The 18,813-nt window shown below is 59.1% G+C and carries 17 protein-coding genes; 3 read left to right on the forward strand and 14 right to left on the reverse strand.

Going from position 1 to position 18,813, the window contains the following annotated elements:
* Nucleotides 1-27: 27 nt before the first annotated feature.
* Nucleotides 28-1,434, reverse strand: coding sequence for a stealth conserved region 3 domain-containing protein (locus tag OIU93_RS09140; RefSeq protein WP_264269773.1), 1,407 nt, complete (start codon nucleotides 1,432-1,434; stop codon nucleotides 28-30).
* Nucleotides 1,435-1,565: 131 nt separating this feature from the next.
* Here OIU93_RS09140 and OIU93_RS09145 point away from each other — a divergent pair, with 131 nt between their 5' ends.
* Nucleotides 1,566-2,789, forward strand: a complete 1,224-nt coding sequence (locus OIU93_RS09145; protein ID WP_264269774.1) for a CDP-glycerol glycerophosphotransferase family protein — start codon at nucleotides 1,566-1,568, stop codon at nucleotides 2,787-2,789.
* A gap of 111 nt (nucleotides 2,790-2,900) precedes the next feature.
* Here OIU93_RS09145 and OIU93_RS09150 read toward each other — a convergent pair whose 3' ends face one another.
* The 10 genes from OIU93_RS09150 to coaD form a co-directional block, all read right to left on the reverse strand.
* Nucleotides 2,901-4,964 carry an acyltransferase family protein gene (locus OIU93_RS09150; protein ID WP_264269775.1) on the reverse strand — a complete coding sequence of 688 codons (2,064 nt, stop codon included), beginning with the start codon at nucleotides 4,962-4,964 and terminating at the stop codon, nucleotides 2,901-2,903.
* Nucleotides 4,965-5,241: 277 nt separating this feature from the next.
* Nucleotides 5,242-5,703 carry an adenylyltransferase/cytidyltransferase family protein gene (locus OIU93_RS09155; RefSeq protein WP_264269776.1) on the reverse strand — a complete coding sequence of 154 codons (462 nt, stop codon included), beginning with the start codon at nucleotides 5,701-5,703 and terminating at the stop codon, nucleotides 5,242-5,244.
* Between the two features lie 53 nt (nucleotides 5,704-5,756).
* On the reverse strand, nucleotides 5,757-6,599 hold the full coding sequence (locus tag OIU93_RS09160; RefSeq protein ID WP_372342899.1) for a glycosyltransferase family 2 protein: 843 nt from the start codon (nucleotides 6,597-6,599) through the stop codon (nucleotides 5,757-5,759).
* Between the two features lie 55 nt (nucleotides 6,600-6,654).
* The gene (locus OIU93_RS09165) at nucleotides 6,655-7,476 is read right to left on the reverse strand and encodes a CDP-alcohol phosphatidyltransferase family protein (RefSeq protein ID WP_264269777.1); all 822 of its coding nucleotides are present in this window, start codon (nucleotides 7,474-7,476) and stop codon (nucleotides 6,655-6,657) included.
* Nucleotides 7,473-8,522 (reverse strand): glycosyltransferase family 2 protein, encoded by a 1,050-nt coding sequence (locus OIU93_RS09170; protein ID WP_264269778.1) that lies wholly within the window; start codon nucleotides 8,520-8,522, stop codon nucleotides 7,473-7,475. Before OIU93_RS09170 ends, OIU93_RS09165 begins: the two co-directional genes overlap by 4 nt.
* A complete protein-coding gene (locus tag OIU93_RS09175; protein WP_264269779.1) occupies nucleotides 8,519-9,382 on the reverse strand; it encodes an ABC transporter ATP-binding protein in 864 nt (287 codons plus the stop codon). Before OIU93_RS09175 ends, OIU93_RS09170 begins: the two co-directional genes overlap by 4 nt.
* Entirely contained in the window at nucleotides 9,366-10,238 is an 873-nt protein-coding gene (locus OIU93_RS09180) for an ABC transporter permease (RefSeq protein ID WP_264269780.1), read from the reverse strand. The genes OIU93_RS09175 and OIU93_RS09180 overlap by 17 nt, the downstream gene beginning before the upstream one ends.
* 110 nt (nucleotides 10,239-10,348) lie before the next feature.
* The gene (locus OIU93_RS09185; protein WP_264269781.1) at nucleotides 10,349-11,404 is read right to left on the reverse strand and encodes an LCP family protein; all 1,056 of its coding nucleotides are present in this window, start codon (nucleotides 11,402-11,404) and stop codon (nucleotides 10,349-10,351) included.
* A 139-nt stretch (nucleotides 11,405-11,543) separates the two neighbouring features.
* Nucleotides 11,544-12,440 (reverse strand): UTP--glucose-1-phosphate uridylyltransferase GalU, encoded by an 897-nt coding sequence (gene galU, locus OIU93_RS09190; protein ID WP_264269782.1) that lies wholly within the window; start codon nucleotides 12,438-12,440, stop codon nucleotides 11,544-11,546.
* A 42-nt stretch (nucleotides 12,441-12,482) separates the two neighbouring features.
* Nucleotides 12,483-12,965 carry a pantetheine-phosphate adenylyltransferase gene (gene coaD, locus OIU93_RS09195; RefSeq protein WP_264269783.1) on the reverse strand — a complete coding sequence of 161 codons (483 nt, stop codon included), beginning with the start codon at nucleotides 12,963-12,965 and terminating at the stop codon, nucleotides 12,483-12,485.
* A gap of 114 nt (nucleotides 12,966-13,079) precedes the next feature.
* Here coaD and OIU93_RS09200 point away from each other — a divergent pair, with 114 nt between their 5' ends.
* Together OIU93_RS09200 and OIU93_RS09205 are read left to right on the forward strand one after the other, a co-directional pair.
* Nucleotides 13,080-14,291: an aminotransferase class I/II-fold pyridoxal phosphate-dependent enzyme gene (locus OIU93_RS09200; RefSeq protein WP_264269784.1), complete on the forward strand. Its 1,212-nt coding sequence runs from the start codon at nucleotides 13,080-13,082 to the stop codon at nucleotides 14,289-14,291.
* Between the two features lie 2 nt (nucleotides 14,292-14,293).
* Nucleotides 14,294-15,073 (forward strand): spermidine synthase, encoded by a 780-nt coding sequence (locus OIU93_RS09205; RefSeq protein ID WP_264269785.1) that lies wholly within the window; start codon nucleotides 14,294-14,296, stop codon nucleotides 15,071-15,073.
* Here OIU93_RS09205 and rsmD read toward each other — a convergent pair.
* Genes rsmD through OIU93_RS09220 form a run of 3 tightly spaced genes read right to left on the reverse strand, consistent with a single transcriptional unit; the run spans nucleotide 15,035 to nucleotide 18,806 of the window.
* On the reverse strand, nucleotides 15,035-15,634 hold the full coding sequence (rsmD, locus tag OIU93_RS09210) for a 16S rRNA (guanine(966)-N(2))-methyltransferase RsmD (RefSeq protein ID WP_264269786.1): 600 nt from the start codon (nucleotides 15,632-15,634) through the stop codon (nucleotides 15,035-15,037). The genes OIU93_RS09205 and rsmD overlap by 39 nt on opposite strands.
* Nucleotides 15,635-15,640: 6 nt before the next feature.
* On the reverse strand, nucleotides 15,641-17,854 hold the full coding sequence (locus OIU93_RS09215) for an ATP-dependent DNA helicase RecG (protein ID WP_264269787.1): 2,214 nt from the start codon (nucleotides 17,852-17,854) through the stop codon (nucleotides 15,641-15,643).
* Nucleotides 17,844-18,806, reverse strand: a complete 963-nt coding sequence (locus tag OIU93_RS09220) for a DAK2 domain-containing protein (protein ID WP_264269788.1) — start codon at nucleotides 18,804-18,806, stop codon at nucleotides 17,844-17,846. The genes OIU93_RS09215 and OIU93_RS09220 overlap by 11 nt, the downstream gene beginning before the upstream one ends.
* Between the last annotated feature and the right edge of the window lie 7 nt (nucleotides 18,807-18,813).

Below are 18,813 nucleotides of genomic sequence, written 5' to 3' on the forward strand. Positions count from 1 at the left end.
TGGTGCGGGCATGGACCCGGACAGTCTTCAACCATGGGGAACCGCCGGCGGCATGTGGTTTTCGGAGGTTTCAAAGGAGGATGGCCAAGGGAACACATGCCGCAGGAAGTCCTGGACGGTAAAGGTGCGATCCACGCGTTCGTGCCGGCGGGTACTGACTTCGTTCAGGCAAAACATCTGCGGTCGCTTCTGCAGGAATAGACGCGACAATTTGAGGTGGACCTGCTCCGAGGAAAGATCAATGTAGCGGTAGTCGATCTCGCCGGGGAAAGCCACGCCCATGGCACAGCCGTAGTAGTGCGCCAGCGAGGAGGGTATCGAAAGATCGCTCTCGCTTCGAAACCTTGCCCTGGCGGTCCGTCGGGTCTCCTCGGGATGCTTCTGGGCGATCGTACTCAAAGTGGTCCTAAGTTGGGCGTGGGCCACATGTTTGAACTTGTGGGCCGCCGATTTCCCAAAAGTTGCTTGCAGGAGTCGATTGTTGTTCAGGGCAGCGACATTCACCGGGAGGTTCTGGGTCTCTTCGAGGTCGAAGCGCCCGTCGGATAGAGCGAACTTCGGGTATCCGGTCGGCGTGTAGAAAACGTGCTGCCCCAGCAAACGTCCAAAGAACACGTCGTCATTGACGTAGAGGAAACGCTCGGCCAGGTCCGGGATCCTGTGAAGCTGGGATTCGATGGCGTGGGAATTAAAGGTCGGGAGCATGTCACGGTCCTCGAAGATCTCCTCGTGGTCAATCAACGAGATCTTCGGATGGGCCTCGTTGAGCCATCCCGGTCGCTGCCCCGCAGTCACCACGTAGATGTGGTTGATCCAGGGAAGGAACGCCTCGGCCGAGCGCAGGGAGTATCTCAGTTCGTCATGGGAGGTGTACCGCGCCGGATCGTCTGCGGTTGGCAGAAGATGGCCGGTAATCTTCGCCTGGGTTTCACTCCGCCGCCGTTGCCAGGCTTCGTCGGCCCCGTCAACCCACGTGTAGACGAGATCGATGGGTTCGGAAACTTCCAGGACGCTGCTCAGGGCAGGAGCCTTGCCACCAGGTACCACCAGCAGTCGTACACCGATCGCTTCGACCAAGTCACCGCGGCGACCCGTCTGGGACTTTGTCGCGCAGCTCCAGCCGAACATTGCCCCCGGGTCCAACGCATCCTCGGCCATTGGCACGAGCGAAAAGCCTCGGGCCCTCAACTCGGAACATAGTTTCGGTGCTTCACGAGAGTCTACGTAGACCAACGCCAGGTCCCCTTGCCATTGCACACGGTATGCGGAACCCGGGGAGGAGCTTTCGAACGCTTCGGCCTGCAACCGCCGTAGGTCGGCAATCGAAGAAGCCGAAGCAGGTGTCTTGTTGTCCATGATCTCGACGGCGCGGCGCCAATAGCCGGGGGGAATCATGGCACCGACACGGCCTTTCCAACCGGATTCAAGACTCATATGTACATCCTTCGAGGTATCACGTTCAACGCCCACTGGTAGGTTTAGCGCCCAACCAGTCTATTCATTTTCCTTGGCTGGTTCCGACATCCGCTCGTCCGCGCCCTGTCGGGCCCACATAGGATGGTTTCGTGACTACCTTCGATGCCCTGTTGCGGCAGTCCCAACTCATGTCCAAAAAAATCCACGCCATGGCGGTGGAAAAGAGCGTCCGCGGCACTTTGCGCGATTCCGAGCCTTCGCCCGCCGAGGCCGTTGATTTTGTGGTCTTCTTTGCTGACGGGCCTGGTCAAACCTACCAACTGGAACAATGGACGGCACCCTTCGAAGCCCTCCAGGATCGCGGATACGGTGTGTGCCTGGTGGTCATGAACGCGCTCAGCGCACGCCTTTTGGCCCAGCGGACACGACTTCCGATTTATCTATCGCGTTCAATGGAACGCATCGAGGCAGCGCTGGCCTCCTGGGGTACTTCCGGTATTTTCTATGTGAACAATTCCCAGGTCAATTTCACGATGTTGCGGATCAGTGGTCCGGCCCATGTGCACCTGAGCCACGGCGAAAGCGAAAAATCGTCGATGGTCTCCAACCAGCTCAAGGCCTACGACTATGCCTTCATTGCCGGCCAAGCCGCACAGTCCCGAATCATGGAGAGCATCCCCCGCCTTGATCCTTCCGCCTTGGTCCAGATCGGCAGGCCCCAGCTTGACATCGCCGTGCCGGGAGCCGCTGCACGACCTCCCGGTTCACGCACCAGGGTGCTATACGCACCGACGTGGGAGGGAGATGGCAAGAACATGGCCTACACGTCCGTGATCTCGGTTGGAGCCAAACTGGTCGAGGCATTGCTGGCCGATGATCGCTTCACCGTGGTGTTTCGTCCGCATCCCAAGACCGGTAGCTGGTCCGCGAAGGCACGACACGAACTCGCGCACATTCAAAGGGCCATCGGGACGGCCGCCACCAAGGAACCGCATGCCGGTCACCGCGTGGAGGTGTCGGGCGATTCATCACGCAGCATCGTCGACGCAGACGTTGTGCTTTGTGACATCTCGGCAATGGCAATGGATGCCATCGGATTGGACAGGCCGTTGCTGCTGCTCCACAGCGCCGACACCAGGATGATCCGCGAGCTGGCCCCGGAGCAATCGCTGTCCCTGGAACAGGCTGGAACGCTCTTGCAGGGACAAGCAGAAGATCTGCTCGAAACCATCGCGAACCTGGGCAAGTCCCGGCCATCCGGCCAACAGCGCTCGCTGCGGGCAAAGGTCTTTGGCGATCCCGCGTTGGGCAGTGCGACGGAGCGGTTCATCGCCGCTGCGATCGCGGTCACCGGTCCCGAGGGCCGGGGCTAGTTCCAGACAGGCCGCAATCGCGAAGGGGCATGCATTGATGGTGTCCGGATTGCCAAACAAAACACCAAGAACGCTGCCGGCAACGGACGGGACCCGACTGCGGCGCCAGGGCTAGGAAATCTCTTGCAGGGCCTTCTCCAAGTCCTTTTCCAGGAAGGGAGTCAGGGTCTCTGCGTAGGTTGCGGTGATGTGCGATGCGTCGAAGTACACGACGACACCGCCGATGACAGCCGGGCAAGTACCGTCCTGGCAAAAGTATCGCGTGGGATCGATGACTGCGACGTTGTCGTGCGTGCCCTCCGCCGCCACATCCGCCAGCGGATCCATCCACGTCCATTTGCCGGTACTCCCCGAACACTCTTTGTTGGCGTCTTTCGCCGTGGCCACGCAATCGGGAATGTTTGGCAGCGTGGCGCCGGGGAACGGAGTGTCGCGGATGACGACGATGGGGGTCTCGGACTCGGTCCATCGCTCCAGGTACTTCTCGTACCCGGCGCGCGCAGGGGCCTCGGTCGTTGCAAAGGAGTGGTCCACGACCGGGACAGACTGCCGTTCGGACGTGATGATGAGATCAAATTGGCCGTGAGCGGTCTGGTCAATGACCCAGTTGCCGTAGTCGAAACAGCCCTGGGACTTAATCTCCGCGTCAAACTTCAACTTGGCATCCGTGGGATTGCATCTGGATACAAGGAAGGTAGTGATGGTCCAGTCTTTTTCTGCAGCCATCTTTTCGAGTGCCGGAAGCCAATGCCCTGCATGCGAATTGCCGACCAGGGCGACCTTTTTCTTGCCGCTGCCATAAGTGCACGTGGGCTTCTTCTCATATGGTTCGCTGGACCAACATCCATCGGCATAGGCAGCGGATTTGTCGTCCTTCGCGAGGGCTGGAGACAGGATCAGCTCCTGGTCTGCCTCGTATTGGCAGGCGCCACTTTTGTCGGTTAGCGCCGACGCGCCGAAGCACGGAACAAATCCCTGGACGGCGGCCTGGAGCGAAACGGTGGCGACCTCCTGCCGCTTTTGGGCATCCACGGCGACACCGGAAGCCAACAACGCCACGGAAGCCGTTGCGACCACCAAGAATCGGACCGGGGTCACGAGCGGTGAGACATCGAGCGTCCTGCGGAATGCGTCTTCGACATATTTCTTGGTAATCATCGACAGCAGGATGGTCGCAGCGGCAGCTGCCGCCAGGTCCAATGCGCCCAGCTTGCCGGAAACAAACGGCAGCAGCACAATAATCGGCCAGTGCCAGAGATAGATCGAGTACGAGTGATCCCCGAGGAAGAGGAAGGGCCGTGAACCGAGCAATGGGGTTGGCGAGAAACGTGAGGTGGCTGCAACCCAGATCACCAATGCCGTCCCCACGACCGGCAGTGCCGCCTGGTAGCCGGGGAAAGGCGTGGCCGAATCGTAGGCGACTCCGGCGCTGATGATCCCGGCAATGCCGGCCCATGCGAGCACGGCACCGGCGGGCGAGGAACTGAAACGCGACTTGGGCGCGGGGACCAGTGCCACCACGGCACCCAAGGCAAGCTCCCATGCCCTAGTAAAGGTGGAGAAGTATGCAACTGCCGGTTCGACGGAGGTGAGGTAAATGGAGTAGGCGCAGGAAAGTGCGACGATCAGTGACACGCCGACAAGCACAAATCGCTTTGCCAGCAGTCTCTTCTTGACGGCAAACGACCAAAGTGCAGCGATTACCAGGGGCCACAAGAGGTAAAACTGTTCCTCGACCGCCAGCGACCAATAATGTTGGACGGCAGTCGGAGCGTTGTCCTCGGCCAGGTAGTCCACACTGGTGGCCAGTAGGAACCAGTTCTGCGAGTAGAACGCAGACGCGATGGCCTGGAACGTATTGTCCCGCCAAAACGATTCCGGTGTCAGTACCCGTACCGCAATGACGGTGGTGAACAGGACCAGCATTGAGGCCGGAATGAGTCGTTTGATCCGACGGAGCCAGAAGGTGCCAAATTCCTTGGCTTTGCGGGGTGGATGCTTTATCAGGTGCGAGGTAATCAGGTAGCCGGAAATCACGAAGAATACATCGACGCCGACGAAGCCACCGGTGATACTCTGCGGCAGAAGGTGGTAGATGACGACGAGTCCAACGGCAATGGCGCGCAGGCCTTGAATATCGGGCCTGAATTGTGTTCGCGTAGTCGTGTTGCTCATGGTCTCTCGTTGGCTGATTCTGGATGCATTCGTGTGCTGCGCGGCACCGGCCTGGCGAATCGGTCGACACGACCAACTCACCACATGGCAAGCCGCCGCGAGGTGCGGTCCCGATGCCAGAAGCATAATGCTCGTCTGGACCGGTTACCACATGACCGACGACCCTGGAGAGGGGAATCGGGCCGCCGCTCATTGGATTGCCGGCAACGGGCTTCAGGGAACCAAGCGGGCGGACGCAGGAAACGTTTTGTGCTCTGGTCGGTGCGGGAGCTGAGGTTTAGCTCAGTTCCTTGACGATCTGACTCAAGCTGTCGAGGGTGTCCTTTAGCTTGGCGACATGGCGTTCGTCGAAGGCGCTCAGCACCCGCTTCAATTCCGTGGTGGAGATGCCCGAGGTGCGGGGAAGATATACGACCTCGACTTTGTCGCCCAAGTCGTCGAACTTGCCCTTCCAATCCTCTCCGATGCCGAAGACATCGACATCGTACTTGGCAATGTCCAAACGCTTCTGCTCCCAGTTGTCTTCCGGGATGGCCTCGTCGACGTACTGGATTGCCCTGACGATCTCGATCCGCTGATCGAAGGGAACGATCGGCTTCTTGCCCTTGATGGCATTGAATTCATCGGTGGATACTCCGACGATCAATCGGTCGCCTTTTTCCTTAAGACGCTTGAGGATGTTCAGATGTCCGATGTGGAAAAGATCAAACGTGCCATAGGTCAGGACTGTTTTTGCCATGTTCAACTCCATTTACTGCTTGGTTGCGTGCAAGGACGCAGTGATCGAAAGTCTTAGATTATGGGTGGTCGGCCCGCCAGGAGCATCCGTAGATGGGTCGACCATTTGAGTTTGGGCCGGGGTGTTGAATACCAAGGAATCTCTCGCCACCCGGCAAGCCAACCGCTGAAATATTGCCGCACCGCATCGGGATCCTTGCGCAGGCGGGTTGCTTCCACCAAGGCCCAACTGGACACGTACATCCAACTAAAGGGCCAGCGCAGGTTCCGTTTGGCGAGCCATACCCGGTTTCGCGCATTCAGTCGGTAAAACTCTTCATGACGTCGTTGATCGACAACCGGGTGGCCGATCCTCATATCACCGGCGTACCAGACGTGATGCCCGGTGTCCCAAACACGCCAGGCAAGTTCAATTCCCTCGTGTGCGTACCAGAAACCGCCGGCCCAGCCGCCGGTCTCGTCAAAGATGTGTCGGGGCATCAGCAGGCAGGTTTCGCCCACATGAAAAACGCGGCTGGATTCGACGGCCGTGCGTTTGTTGAGGCGCGGGATCCACCGGGTGGGGTCGTCATCGCGTGTCGGGTCGGTGATCCGCGGCTGGAGGAGACCCATCCGGGGGTGGCTGTCGAACCTGGATATCGCCTCTTCGAGGAAGTCTGTGTCCAGGAACCAGGAATCATCGTCCAGGAAGCAGAGGAACTCCCCCTTGACCAACGGGACCCCGGCATTGCGTCCGGCCGGGATACCGAGGTTGTGTTCAAGAAAATGGCCACGCACGCTGGCCGGAAGCCCGACAGGATCCCAACCGTTGCCCACCACGACCACGTCAAGTTCGACTTCTCGTTGGGCCAAGAGACTCGTCAAGGCACGGTTCAGTTCCTCAGGTCGGTTGCCCATGGTCAGCACGACGACGCCGACCGTCGGAAGGTTCCCCTCTGGAATGCTCAAGGGATCACCGCAACCGGGATGAAGCCATGGTGGAAACAAAGTGCCCGATATTCACCAGGACAACTGCCGGCAACAAGATCCAAAGCATCCATTTCTCGGCAATGCCGGGGATGCCAACGATGGCAGAGACAATCGACAGGACCAGGATAACGAGGCTAAGTTCCACTGCATGAAGCATCTTGTGAAAGGGCAGGAAGCGGGCTGCGGAACGCAGTTTCCCGACAAAGCTGGTCTGCGAGACCGCACGAGCCTCAGCCGTATCCGGGAGCTTTCCCAGTCCGGCCATCCCACGGGCGGCATGCACCATGAGGCTCTGGGAACGGTTCAATACAAGGAGAACCGACAGCACTGCAGAGATGAAAAGTGTCGGCCACGCCTGGGCGGCATCGGCCCCCTGGGTCTGGAGCTCAAGGAACACGCGATAGCCCAAGGCGATGGGAATCAAGGCCTCGGTGGTGTGGTGTCCCACCATGTCAATGAAGATCCCGCGTGGCGACTGGGTGCCGCGCCAGCGTGCCACTTCCCCGTCGCTGCAATCGAAGTAGAGCTGGACCTGTGACAGGACAACCGCCAATAGCGGGCCCCACACACCAGGGATCAGCAGGGCTGCCGACATGAGCCAGCCCGCAAGGATCATGAGTCCGGTGACGCCGTTGGCGCTAATGCGCGTGCGCACCAGCACCGCGGTCAGGTAGATCGAGATGTGCCGCAGGTAGAGTTCCGCGGTCCAGTGTTCGGCGTTTCGCCGTGCCCGGACCTCCGGGGGCTGGCATACCGCACGCAGCTGTTCGAGCGTCGGGTTGCTCGGCCGAATGGTTTCATTCATGATTGTACCCTCCCCCTGTCCAGGGTTCCCTGGGCACCGCGTACACGGCCCTTGACAAAGCCAACGGCCCACGGGAAGTGGATGGATGGAAAAACACCGAGCATCAAAAGCTTCTCCTTGAAGGTCGTGGTGCGCTTGCCGGTCAATGTCGCAAAGACGACAAGTCCGGCATACCCCACCGGAGCGAGCTTCAACAGGTTCAAGGCGATCCGCACGGCGCCTGGCGCCTCGGAAGTCAGCCAGGGATCGATCACCCAGGCAATTGCGCCCAGGCTAGATCCGACCAGCATCAGCGGCGGCAGATCGTGGCGCATCGACTTGCCATCGGGATATCGCCGAGACAATTCGCCGCGCCAGACTCCCGAAGCATAGGACTGTGCAGAGAGAGCCTTGTAGGTATCTCGGGGGTAGTACGCGGTCTCGAGTTCCGGGTCGAACCACACCTTGTAGCCGGCCTGGCGGATTCGCAGGCAGAGTTCCCAGTCCTGGGCGCGGTGCAGCGACTCGTCGTAGTAGCCGACCTCGTCAAAGACCTGGCGGCGAAATATGCCCAAGTAGGCAGACTCGGCAGGGCCTTCCGGCGCACCGCTGTGGTAGGCGGCGCCACCCAGGCCCCAAGGGGAATGGTAGGCAGCGGCAATGGCACGCTGGAGGGGGTTCTTCCCGCGGGCATCCATGAGTCCACCGACATCGTGTGCATCGACGCGGAACATGGTCTCCACGCCGCGGGCGGTGTAGGTGGGCGCCAATTCGCTGTGGGCATCCACACGAACCACGATCGGATATTGCGAGGCCCTAATGGCAAGGTTCAGCCCGATCGGCGTGCGTCCCTGGGGATTGTGGACCAGCTTGACCCTGTCGTCCTCCATGGCAAGCTCGGCCGCAACTTCGTCGGTGGCGTCGGTGCTCGGCCCAAGGGCCAAGACAATTTCCTTGTCCCCGGCGTAGTCCTGGCCAAGGACACTGGCCACTGCGTCACGGAGATATCCGGCCTCGTTGAGCACGGGCATGACATAGGAAACACCCAGGGTCTGCGCAGCAGTCACTTCTTTTTGGCCTTGTACGCATCGACAACCGTCTTCGCGTCCCCGTCCATCATCAGGACGCCCTTCTCAATCCAGATCACCCGGTTGCAGGTTTCCAGGATTGATCCCATCGAGTGGGAGACGTGAAAGATGGTGCCGGCGTTTTCACGGATCTCGCGGATTTTTGCCTCACTGCGCTTGCGGAACCGCGCATCGCCGACGGCCAAGGCTTCGTCGACAATCAGGATGTCATGTTGCTTCGAAGCGGCGATGGCAAATTTAAGGCGCGCAGCCATGCCGGAGCTGTAGGTACGCATCGGAAGGTCGATGAACTCCTCCAACTCAGCGAACTTGGTGATGTCTTCCCGCATGGCGTTGATTTCCTGGCGGTTGTATCCAAGTGCCAGGCCGCCAAGCATAATGTTCTTTTCACCCGAAAGGTCCGGAATCAGCGCGGCTCCGACACCCAGCATATTCGGGCGGGACGACGCGAAGACGGAACCCGCCGCAGGGCTGGTCAGGCCCGTGATCGTGCGCATCAGCGTCGACTTACCAGAACCATTCGAACCGATCACGCCAATCGACTCGTTCTCATAGGCGACGAACGAGACGCCCTTGACTGCGTGTACTTCCCGAATGCCGCGCGTCGAGGTCTGCAGCAGCCGCTTGGCCCCAGCTGCACCAACCGACTTGCCACTGGAATACACCTGGTACTTGACGTGGAGATTATCCACGATCACCACAGGCGTCCGCGTCTCGTCCAGCTTGACCGACGTGTTTGCCGATCTGCTGTCAGGTTCAATTTCGAAGACCGGCTGAGGTTGAAACTTGCCGTGATTTCGCGGATTGATCAGATCATCAAAATTAGTCAACTCGACCATAACGCTCCTCCGCAGCCCAGAAATAGATGGTGCCGCCAATCAGGGCAGCAAGGGCCCAGACAGATAAAACAACCCAGTAGAACGACGGGTATTCCACGCCGTTCATGATCGAACCGCGGGCAATCTGCAACGCCTGGTAGATCGGGTGAAAGTCGAACATGAGGACCAGTACGGGAAAGGCGTTCAGAATACGGTCAACACCAAACAAGACGCCGGAGGTGTAAAACAGGATTCTGGTGATCAACGGCAGAATCTGAGTAAAGTCCCGAATGTGAACCGTCAATCGGGCGCACACCAAGGCCATGCCCGTATTGAACATCGTGAAAAGCACCAGCAACGGAAGCACCATGAGCCAGCTCCACTTTGGCGTGGTGCCAAGGATCATGCAGTAAACGAACATGACTCCGAGCATCGGCACCAACGTGAGGAACTGCTGCACCACGGCAGCGATGGGGAGGGTGATGCGCGGGAATGCCAAGGATTGAACCAAAGCGGCGCTTCCGGTGATGGATTTAGCGCCAGAGTTCACCGACCCCGTGAAGAACTCGAAAAGGAACACACCGATGACGACGAATACCGGGAAGTCCTGAGGCTTGTTTCCACCCTGCAGGATTCCGAAGATGAAACCGTACATCAGGGCATTCATGGTCGGCTTGATAACAACCCACAGCATGCCCAGGCGGTTTCGTTGGTTGGTCGCTTGCAGCCGGCTTCTGGCCAGTTCAAACGCAAAATCGCGCCTGGCCCACGCCTGTTTCAGATAGCTCACCAGGTCCGGACGAGCACCGACCCTGTGCAGGCCGTACTGCGCCGCATATTCGGCAGCTGTCATAATTCTCGTTACCTCGTTGATCACGGTTTACTCGCCTGCTGTCGCTGACGAACCTTATGAAGTCTAGTAGATACGCATCCCCATGAGCGGTTTGCATCCGGCGACAGGGCGATGTGTGATCTATGTATCAGTTGCTACTGGTCCAAATTTGCACTGTCCAGGTAGGTCTTAAGATCGTCCGTGCGAAGTGACTGACCGATATCGAGGATGGCCTGTTCGTCCCGCAGAACGATGGATTGCCCGTCCGGCGAGGTGCCAAGCCCTGCGGTCGGCAATGTGAACATCTCTATGTTCGATGGGCGGAGGTCCTTCAGCTGCAACCCAATGCCAGCGGCGGTGGCCGCATCCAGTCCATCGTCAAGCGCGAGGTATGGCGAAACCTTGTCAATAACCTCGAAGATCGTTGCCGGGTTGGTCAAAGTGTCCTTGGACAGCATCTCGTTCATAACAGCTTTGATGAACTTCTGCTGGTTGCGTACTCGCTGATAATCGCCGTCAACAAACGGCTTGCGTTCACGAACGAACCGCAACGCCCGATCTCCTTCGAGTTCGAGGTTGCCGACGGGAAACTCATACTTCTTGCTATCGGTCGACGTGAACTCGATGTCGTTTTTTACTGTGACACCGCCAAGTGCCGTCGTCAGCTCCTTGAATCCGTCGAAGTCCACCATGGCCACGTGGTCGATCTTGGTATCAAACATCCCTTCAACGGTTTGGACGACCAATGGCACACCGCCCAGCGACATGGCGGCATTGACCTTCTGCGTGCCATGGCCGGGAATATCCGTGTAGAGGTCTCGCATGATCGACATCACGTAGACGCCTTTCCGGTCCTCCGGGATGTGCATCATCATTATCGAGTCTGAACGCTGGTCGGTTCCGCCGGCCTGAAGCAGGTTGGTCGTCTCCGTGTCGTCCGCCCCATGATCGACACCTAGCAACAGGAAGTTCAAGGATCCATCATCGGGGTTCTTGACCGGACGAACCTGTTCCTCAGGAAAGGCTTGGCCAATTTCCCGGGTCTTCGTATTGAACGTCTGGGCGAGATTGGCAACGTATGTACTGGCGACAATCGCTGCCACAAGAACCAGCGCTATCGTGCCCAGTAGCACAACGAGGCTCTTTCGCTTCTTGGGCCGAGCTAGGCGACGAGGTATGTATTCGCCTGGGAATTTCTTTACTTTAGTCAATCAACGTCTCCATAAGACCAGAACGAGAAGTCTCGGACGACTCGAGGCAATGTTACGGTCGACAACTTTCGCACAAACTAAAGCAAGGCTAATCAGTCACCCTGTGAAGACGCTGAATCAGCCTTGCCATATAAAAATCCTAGCGCGTTGAAACGAAGTCCTTAAGCCACGGCAGGAGGTCCGGACCGAGGTCCGCGCGTTCGCAAGCCAAAGATATAACGGCTTGGATGTAACTTAGCTTGTCACCGGTGTCGTAGCGCCGCCCACGGAAAACAACGGCGTGGACGCCGCTGCCCGGGCCATCGGCCGCAGCCAACGTTTCAAGGGCATCGGTCAACTGGATTTCATCGCCGCGACCGGGCTTGGTTTCTTCGAGTACGTCGAAGACCCTCGGGTGCAGGACGTAACGGCCAATAACTGCCAAGTTCGAAGGTGCATCTTCGACGGCAGGTTTTTCCACCAGCCCGTTGACCTTGACGTAGTTTTCGCCGTCAACGGTAGAGACATCGGCGCAGCCATACGCACTGATCTGCTCCGGTTCAACTTCCATCAAGGCAATGACCGAGCCACCGGTCTTTTCCTGGACGTCGATCATGATCGAAAGCAATTCATCCCGCTCATCGATCAGGTCGTCACCGAGCAAAACGGCGAATGCCTCGTTGCCAACGTGCTGCTTCGCGCAAAGGACGGCGTGTCCGAGGCCCTTGGGATCGCGCTGGCGAATGTAGTGGATTTCGCCAAGATCTGTGGCTTCCTGGACCCGACGCAGTTTTTCGCTGTCTCCCTTGGCTTCGAGAGTGGCTTCCATGGACGGCACGCGGTCAAAGTGGTCTTCCAGCGCACGCTTGCTGCGGCCCGTGATCATCAAGACATCCGTAAGCCCGGCCTTCGATGCCTCGGCCACTACGTATTGGATGGCGGGCTGGTCGACAACCGGCAGCATTTCCTTGGGCATCGCCTTTGTCGCTGGCAGGAATCGGGTTCCCAGACCAGCGGCAGGGATAACGGCTTTAATTACGCGCCTACTTTGAGTCATGTTTTGACTTTACGTCATGGAATGCACAAATCCCGAACCCGATTACTGCTCCTGCGAGGCGTTTCTTAATCTTTTGAGTACGGTTCGCGGCAGGTAGTCAGCCACATCTCCACCGAGGGACTGGACTTCCTTTAGCAGGGAAGAAGAAAGGTGCGTATAGCGGTTATCCGCCGCGAGGAACACGGTTTCAACCCCTGTGAGATGGCGGTTCATCACAGCCATCGGGGTTTCGTACTGGTAGTCGACCGTGGAACGCAGACCCTTAACGATGGCGTCTGCGCCATGCAGTTTGCAGAAATCGGCCAACAGGCCGACGCCCATGGGTTCGACGCTGACGCCTCGTAGTCCCCCAATGGTTTCCCTGACCATTTCCAGTCGTTCGTCCGGCTCAAATCTATATTTTTTGGCGTAGTTCGTTGACACAGCCACAATGACTTCGTCAAAGAGGTTGCTGGCACGGGCAATGATCTCGACATGACCATTATGGATGGGGTCAAAGGACCCGGGGCAGACGGCTCGACGCATACTCTGCAATCTATCAAGTGAGCTTCAGGTCGACCTCTTCGTTCGCCTTGATGACTCATCGTGTCTTTTTCGTTTCGTTGGCCATCGAATCACCGACTCACGGGATAATGGACCATGTCTTCAATTGATGTTCCATGGCAGCGCATGGCTGCCGGTGCCAATTTACTGTCCGCCAATGGTGATCTCGGCGTCACCATCTTCGAGGAAATCACCACACTTGCCGTGAAGCACCGGGCGATCAACCTTGGGCAGGGCTTCCCGGACACCGACGGCCCGAAATTCTTCAAGGACGTGGCCGCCCAGGGAATCTCCGGCGACCTCAATCAGTATGCGCCTGGCGCGGGAATCCTTCCGTTGCGAAGGGGCATCGCGGATCACCAGAAGCGTTTCTATGGCCTGGACGTAAATCCGGAGAATGAAGTGGTTGTGACCACCGGTGCCACCGAGGCCATCGCCGCGGCCATCCTCGCGTTCATCGGAACCGGGGACGAAGTCATCACCTTCGAACCCTTCTATGACTCCTACGGGGCAAACATCGCGTTGGCCGGCGGCATCCACCGCACCGTGGCCTTGAATGCGCCGGATTTCCAGCCGGATGTCAACGAACTACGTGCAGCGTTCAATGAGCGTACGCGCATGGTCGTGCTCAACAACCCGCACAACCCGACGGGCAGCGTCTTCGGCAAGGATGTCCTGGCGGAAATCGTTTCGCTGGCGGCCAAGCACGATTGCATCATTGTCTCCGACGAGGTCTATGAACACCTCACATTCGGCGTCGCCCATACGCCCATTGCCACGCTGCCCGGCGCATGGGAGCGAACCCTGACCATATCCTCGGCAGGCAAGACCTTTTCGTTTACGGGCTGGAAGGTCGGATGGGCCACTGGGCCGGCCCATCTCGTGTCTGCCGCCCGCACGGTCAAGCAGTTCCTGAGTTACTCCTCGGGAACTGCTTTTCAGCCGGCCGTCGCGGAGGCTTTGCGGTCCGAAAACGCGTTCTTTGCCGAGTTTGCCAATGATCTCGGCAAACGCAGCGACGTACTGGCCAAGGGGCTTGAGGCGGCCGGAATGACGGTCTACCGGCCGCAAGGCACCTACTTCATCGTCGCCGACGTGGCCCCCCTTGGTTTCGACAATGCCCTGGATCTGGCCCGTCGGATGCCTGAAGCAATCGGAGTCGCCGGCATTCCGTTATCTGTCTTCTGCCATGCCAAGGGGGCCGAACGCACCAGAAGCCTGATGCGTTTTGCCTTCTGCAAGAGACCGGAGTTGCTAGCCGAGGCAGCCAACCGCTTGTCCCGTTTGTCTGCATCGGTGGGTGGCTGATCGTGGTCAAACGTGCCAGCCGGTGGCTAAGCAATCTTGGAGCCCACGCCACGCTCGAGGAAGACGCCTTTGTACCCGGTGCCTGGGTCTTGCAGCTGGGAGGCGCCGAGCAATCACATGTGAATGTGGATCATCCGGAAGAGATCTTCTACGAGTACCTGCGACGTCTTGCAAACCATGTCGACGAACACGGTGAAGCTGGAAAACCGCTGCACGTCCTGCACCTCGGAGCCGGGGCTTTGACCTTGGCACGATATATCCAGCGCAAGAGACCCGGAAGCGTTCAGGTCGCCGTGGACTTGGAGCGCGAACTGCTCGATTTTGTCTTCGACGCCCTGCCCATGGAAAATCCAAGGAATCTCCGGACGATCATTGGGGATGCCAGACGGGTGCTGACGCATGAATTGGCGGGAGAGAAATTCGACATCATCGTCTTGGATATCTTCAGTGGCGCCGGAGCGCCGGAGCACTTGACGGTCCCGGCATTCTACGCAGAAATGAACTCCCTTTTGTGTCCCGAGGGTCTGGTCCTTGTCAACGTCGGTGACGATCCTCCATTTACCTTCGCGGACAGCCAAATCAAGGCGATGTCCGAAATTTTTGCCACGGTCATGGCCAGCGCCCCCACCGAGATCTTCTCCAGAAAGTTTCCGGGAAACATGGTCGTGGCCGGGACCCAGTCGCGACTCGACCTGGCCATGGTGGATCGGTTGCGGGCCTCCGGGCCGCACCCTGGAAGCGTGCTATTCGGCTCCGACCTTGACGGGTTCGGCAAACCATAGACGGGTCTCGCCGTATTTCTTTTCGGCGAATCTTTCCAGCCCCACGGGCCACGTGGGCTCGGCCGAACGCGAGGATCGTTCCACCACAATGGTCGCGCCGTCCTCGAGGACCAGGGCGACCTTCTCCAAGGTTTTGGCCAATTCCTCTTCCGTGAGTGGATAGGGCGGGTCCATGAACACGACGTCCCAGGTTTTCCCGCCGTTTGCCCCTGGGACGGGGGCAAATGAATCCAGGACGGAGTCCACCGAGCCACGGCGGACGCTGACCACGTCGTTGCGCAGCGCCTTGTTGACGAGGCCTGCATTGGCTTGGCATACCGCCACGGCCTTGGGTGCCAGTTCCACCAACAGCACCGACCGCGCGCCGCGACTGGCAGCTTCGAGGCCCAAGGATCCGGCGCCGGCATACAGGTCCAGGACCCGGGCGCTGCCGAGTACGTCATAGCTTTCGAGCCTCGAAAACAGGGCTTCCTTGACTCTGTCGGTGGTGGGTCGGGTGGAGTCCCCGGGAACACTCTTCAGCGGAAGTCCTCCGGCGACGCCGGCAACGATTCGACTCATTGGGATCTATCCCCTTTCCAGGAATGCTTGCATGTCTTCGTCTACCCATTCCTCAACCGCGGCTTGGAGGCCGGGATACGTCCGCAGTCCGTCGTCACCGTCAACAATTGACTCGGCCGCTTCCCTGGCCCGGGCAATGAGTTTGGCATCTTTCATCACGCGTAAGACCTTGAGCGTGGACCTGGAACCAGATTGGCTTGCCCCCAGGATGTCGCCTTCCCGGCGTTCATTGAGATCCGATTCTGCCAGCAAGAATCCGTCGGTGGTGGATTCCACGGCTTTCAGCCGCATCACCGACGGGTGCTCCGCGTCGAGCCAGGTGGTCATGAGGCATGTGCCGGGTAGCCCGCCACGACCGATACGGCCACGCAACTGGTGTAACTGGGATATCCCAAAGTTCTCGGCATCAATAATGACCATCAGCGTGGCGTTGTGCACGTCGACACCGACTTCGATCACTGTGGTGGAAACAAGGATGGAGGCTCTTCCCGAGTCAAAGGCCATCATGGCATCCGCTTTTTCCTCGCTGGGCATGCCTCCATGCAAGGCCCTGATCTCCGTGTTGGCGAAGATATCCATGGATCCAAGCAATTCCAGCATCTTTTCAACCGTCATCGTGGCCGGTTTCGCTGCGCCGTCGCTGGCCGTCGTATCGGGCGTTGGCTCGATGGGCATCGGAAGGAAGTCGTCTTCTACCGCTTTTTCGCTAATGCGGGGGCACACCACGTATACCTGGTGTCCCTTGGCAGTTTCCTCGGCCATGCGGGCAAAGAGTCGCTGCTGCATCGCCGGCAACTGAAGCGGCACAATGTGCGTGGCAATGGGGGCACGCCCTGGAGGCAATGTCCTCATGAGGCTTACTTCCAGGTCTCCAAAGACGGTCATTGCCACGGTGCGTGGGATCGGTGTTGCGGTCATGACAAGCATGTGCGGTGGCATGTCGGCCTTTGACCGCAGGGCATCTCGCTGTTCAACACCGAATCGGTGTTGCTCGTCCACGACCACCAGACCGAGGTCCACGAAACGGACCATGTCCGACAACAGGGAATGTGTTCCCACCAGAATGCCGGTTTCCCCCGAGGCGGCGCCAAGGAGCACTCGTTTGCGCTCGGCGGCCCCTGCTGAACCAGTCAGCAGATCCACGCGGGTGGCGCGCGGGTCTGAGCCAAGCTCTCCCCCGGTCCCGAGCGAGCCGAGGTGTTTCTTGATGGACTGGTAATGCTGTTGGGCGAGGACCTCGGTGGGGGCCAGGAGGGCCGTCTGCCCCCCGGAGTCAATGACCTGAAGCATGGCGCGCAAGGCCACCAGGGTCTTGCCCGAACCAACCTCGCCTTGCAGCAGCCGGTTCATGGGATGTCCGCGGACCAGGTCATCGGCGATTTCCCTGCCGGCGATCAACTGGCCGTCAGTGAGAGTGAACGGAAGGGTCTTATCGAAAGCCGCCAAAAGTCCATCGGCAGTGCCTGACCGGGAAGTGGCCGGCTGTTTCATGCGGTGGGCACGTCGCTGGGCCAGGGCGAGTTGAAGCAGGAAGGCCTCTTCAAAGGCAAAGCGTTTTCTTGCCGCATAGCCTTGGGCAACGGTTTGTGGCCGATGGATATGTTCATAGGACACCACCCGGCCGGGGATGCGATGGGATTTCAAGACTGGATCGGGAATGAACTCCGGGAATCCCGCGGTCCCGATTCCTGCCAGGACAAGTTCCATGACTTCGCGGATCTTCTTGTTGGGAAATTTTGCGGTGGCCGGGTAGATGGGAATGGGCCGCGGGTCCGCTTCCTCGGCCGCATCGAGCAACGAATACTCCGGGTGGGTGAGCTCCAGGTGGTTGCGGTAGAGGGTGACCTTGCCGCTGAACATTGCCGTAGAGCCCACCTGCAGGTCCCGCTTGGCTTCATAGCCGTTGAAGAAGGTCATGCGAAGCGTCGACTGCTCCGGACCGAGCGCGTCGCTGACAAGCACCTCCAGCAGAAAACCGGAGCGCGAATGCATGCGCCGCTGATTCACCGATTTAACCTCGGCAACGATCGTTACGTCCTCCCCCACAGGTAACTCCGAAATCTTGGAGAGCTCCCCGATTTCCATGTACCGGCGCGGAAAGTGTGAGAGCATTTGGCCCACAGTCGAATATCCAAACGCCGTTTCCACCTTGCGTGCCGAAGCCGCGCCAAGGACGATGTCGAGTGGCGTTTCGTTGGTAAATTCTGCGCTAGCCGTCATGGGTGCATAGATCGGTCACTGAGATGTTGACCGGGGACCCGATGCCTCGAATGACGCTCATGGCACTCTCGGCATCGGGGACATGTACGTGTACTCGCCAGCGGTATCCGTCCTCGGTCGGGTTGACCGGGCTCATGATGACGGAGTCGCCGATGGTGTCCAGCTGTCCCCGCAAGGTTGCAGCTCCCAAGGCATCGAGGCTGATGGTGCACATAACCTCGACACCCGAGTCATGCACGACGTCGTGGTGGATATGCGGATCCTGGATGCCATACCCATGAAGTTGGGAGTATTCGTCAGGGTCAATGACCTGTCCCAGAAGGGCACCACGGAGTTCGTCCAGGATGATCAACATGCCCACGGCGCCGGCATCGACGATCTTGGCTTCGTGTAATTGCCCTAGTTCGTTCTCCGTGGCGACCACGGCTTTCTCCGCGTCAATGCACAAGGCATCCAGAAGCTCAACGAGTGCGGCCTTGCTCTCCGGCTCAAGTTCGCTGGCGCGGTGCGTTGCGCGGGCGGTGTTGGCAACGACCTCCATCACGGAGAGCATTGTCCCGGAGACCGGGTCGCTGAGGGCCGACCATGCCCTGACCTTGCCACGTTCCAAGGCGGTGGCTAGCACTGGGGCCGTTATCCGCTCCACTCCGCACAGTGGTTCGGCCAGGCCCGCCATGAACACGGCAAGCAAGGTGCCGGAGTTGCCACGTGCCGATTCCATTGCAGCGCGCGACGCCATCGTCAGAAGCTCGCCGATGTTTTCCGTTTCAAGCTTGGAAATCGCGTCGTGCGCGCTGCGTGCGGTGAGGTAGAGGTTGCTGCCGGTGTCCCCGTCAGCAACGGGGAAGATATTGATCGCGTTGAGGCGGTCGCTATGGTTTCCCAGGCTCTTGACCATACGCTCCAGCCACGTGGACATGGCCTTGGAATTGGCGTGGATTTTTTGGTTCATGGTGTGA

The organism is Paeniglutamicibacter sp. ZC-3, assembly GCF_025847175.2.
GTDB lineage: Bacteria > Actinomycetota > Actinomycetes > Actinomycetales > Micrococcaceae > Paeniglutamicibacter > Paeniglutamicibacter sulfureus.

Bases quoted from the DNA above. Each gene is read 5' to 3' on its own strand.
- OIU93_RS09220 (WP_264269788.1), bottom strand. From the start codon at position 18,806: ATGAACCAAAAAATCCACGCCAATTCCAAGGCCATGTCCACGTGGCTG.
- OIU93_RS09165 (WP_264269777.1), bottom strand. From the start codon at position 7,476: ATGAATGAAACCATTCGGCCGAGCAACCCGACGCTCGAACAGCTGCGT.
- OIU93_RS09215 (WP_264269787.1), bottom strand. From the start codon at position 17,854: ATGACGGCTAGCGCAGAATTTACCAACGAAACGCCACTCGACATCGTC.
- OIU93_RS09150 (WP_264269775.1), bottom strand. From the start codon at position 4,964: ATGAGCAACACGACTACGCGAACACAATTCAGGCCCGATATTCAAGGC.
- OIU93_RS09200 (WP_264269784.1), top strand. From the start codon at position 13,080: ATGTCTTCAATTGATGTTCCATGGCAGCGCATGGCTGCCGGTGCCAAT.
- coaD (WP_264269783.1), bottom strand. From the start codon at position 12,965: ATGCGTCGAGCCGTCTGCCCCGGGTCCTTTGACCCCATCCATAATGGT.
- OIU93_RS09175 (WP_264269779.1), bottom strand. From the start codon at position 9,382: ATGGTCGAGTTGACTAATTTTGATGATCTGATCAATCCGCGAAATCAC.
- OIU93_RS09155 (WP_264269776.1), bottom strand. From the start codon at position 5,703: ATGGCAAAAACAGTCCTGACCTATGGCACGTTTGATCTTTTCCACATC.
- rsmD (WP_264269786.1), bottom strand. From the start codon at position 15,634: ATGAGTCGAATCGTTGCCGGCGTCGCCGGAGGACTTCCGCTGAAGAGT.
- OIU93_RS09160 (WP_372342899.1), bottom strand. From the start codon at position 6,599: ATGGGCAACCGACCTGAGGAACTGAACCGTGCCTTGACGAGTCTCTTG.
- galU (WP_264269782.1), bottom strand. From the start codon at position 12,440: ATGACTCAAAGTAGGCGCGTAATTAAAGCCGTTATCCCTGCCGCTGGT.
- OIU93_RS09140 (WP_264269773.1), bottom strand. From the start codon at position 1,434: ATGAGTCTTGAATCCGGTTGGAAAGGCCGTGTCGGTGCCATGATTCCC.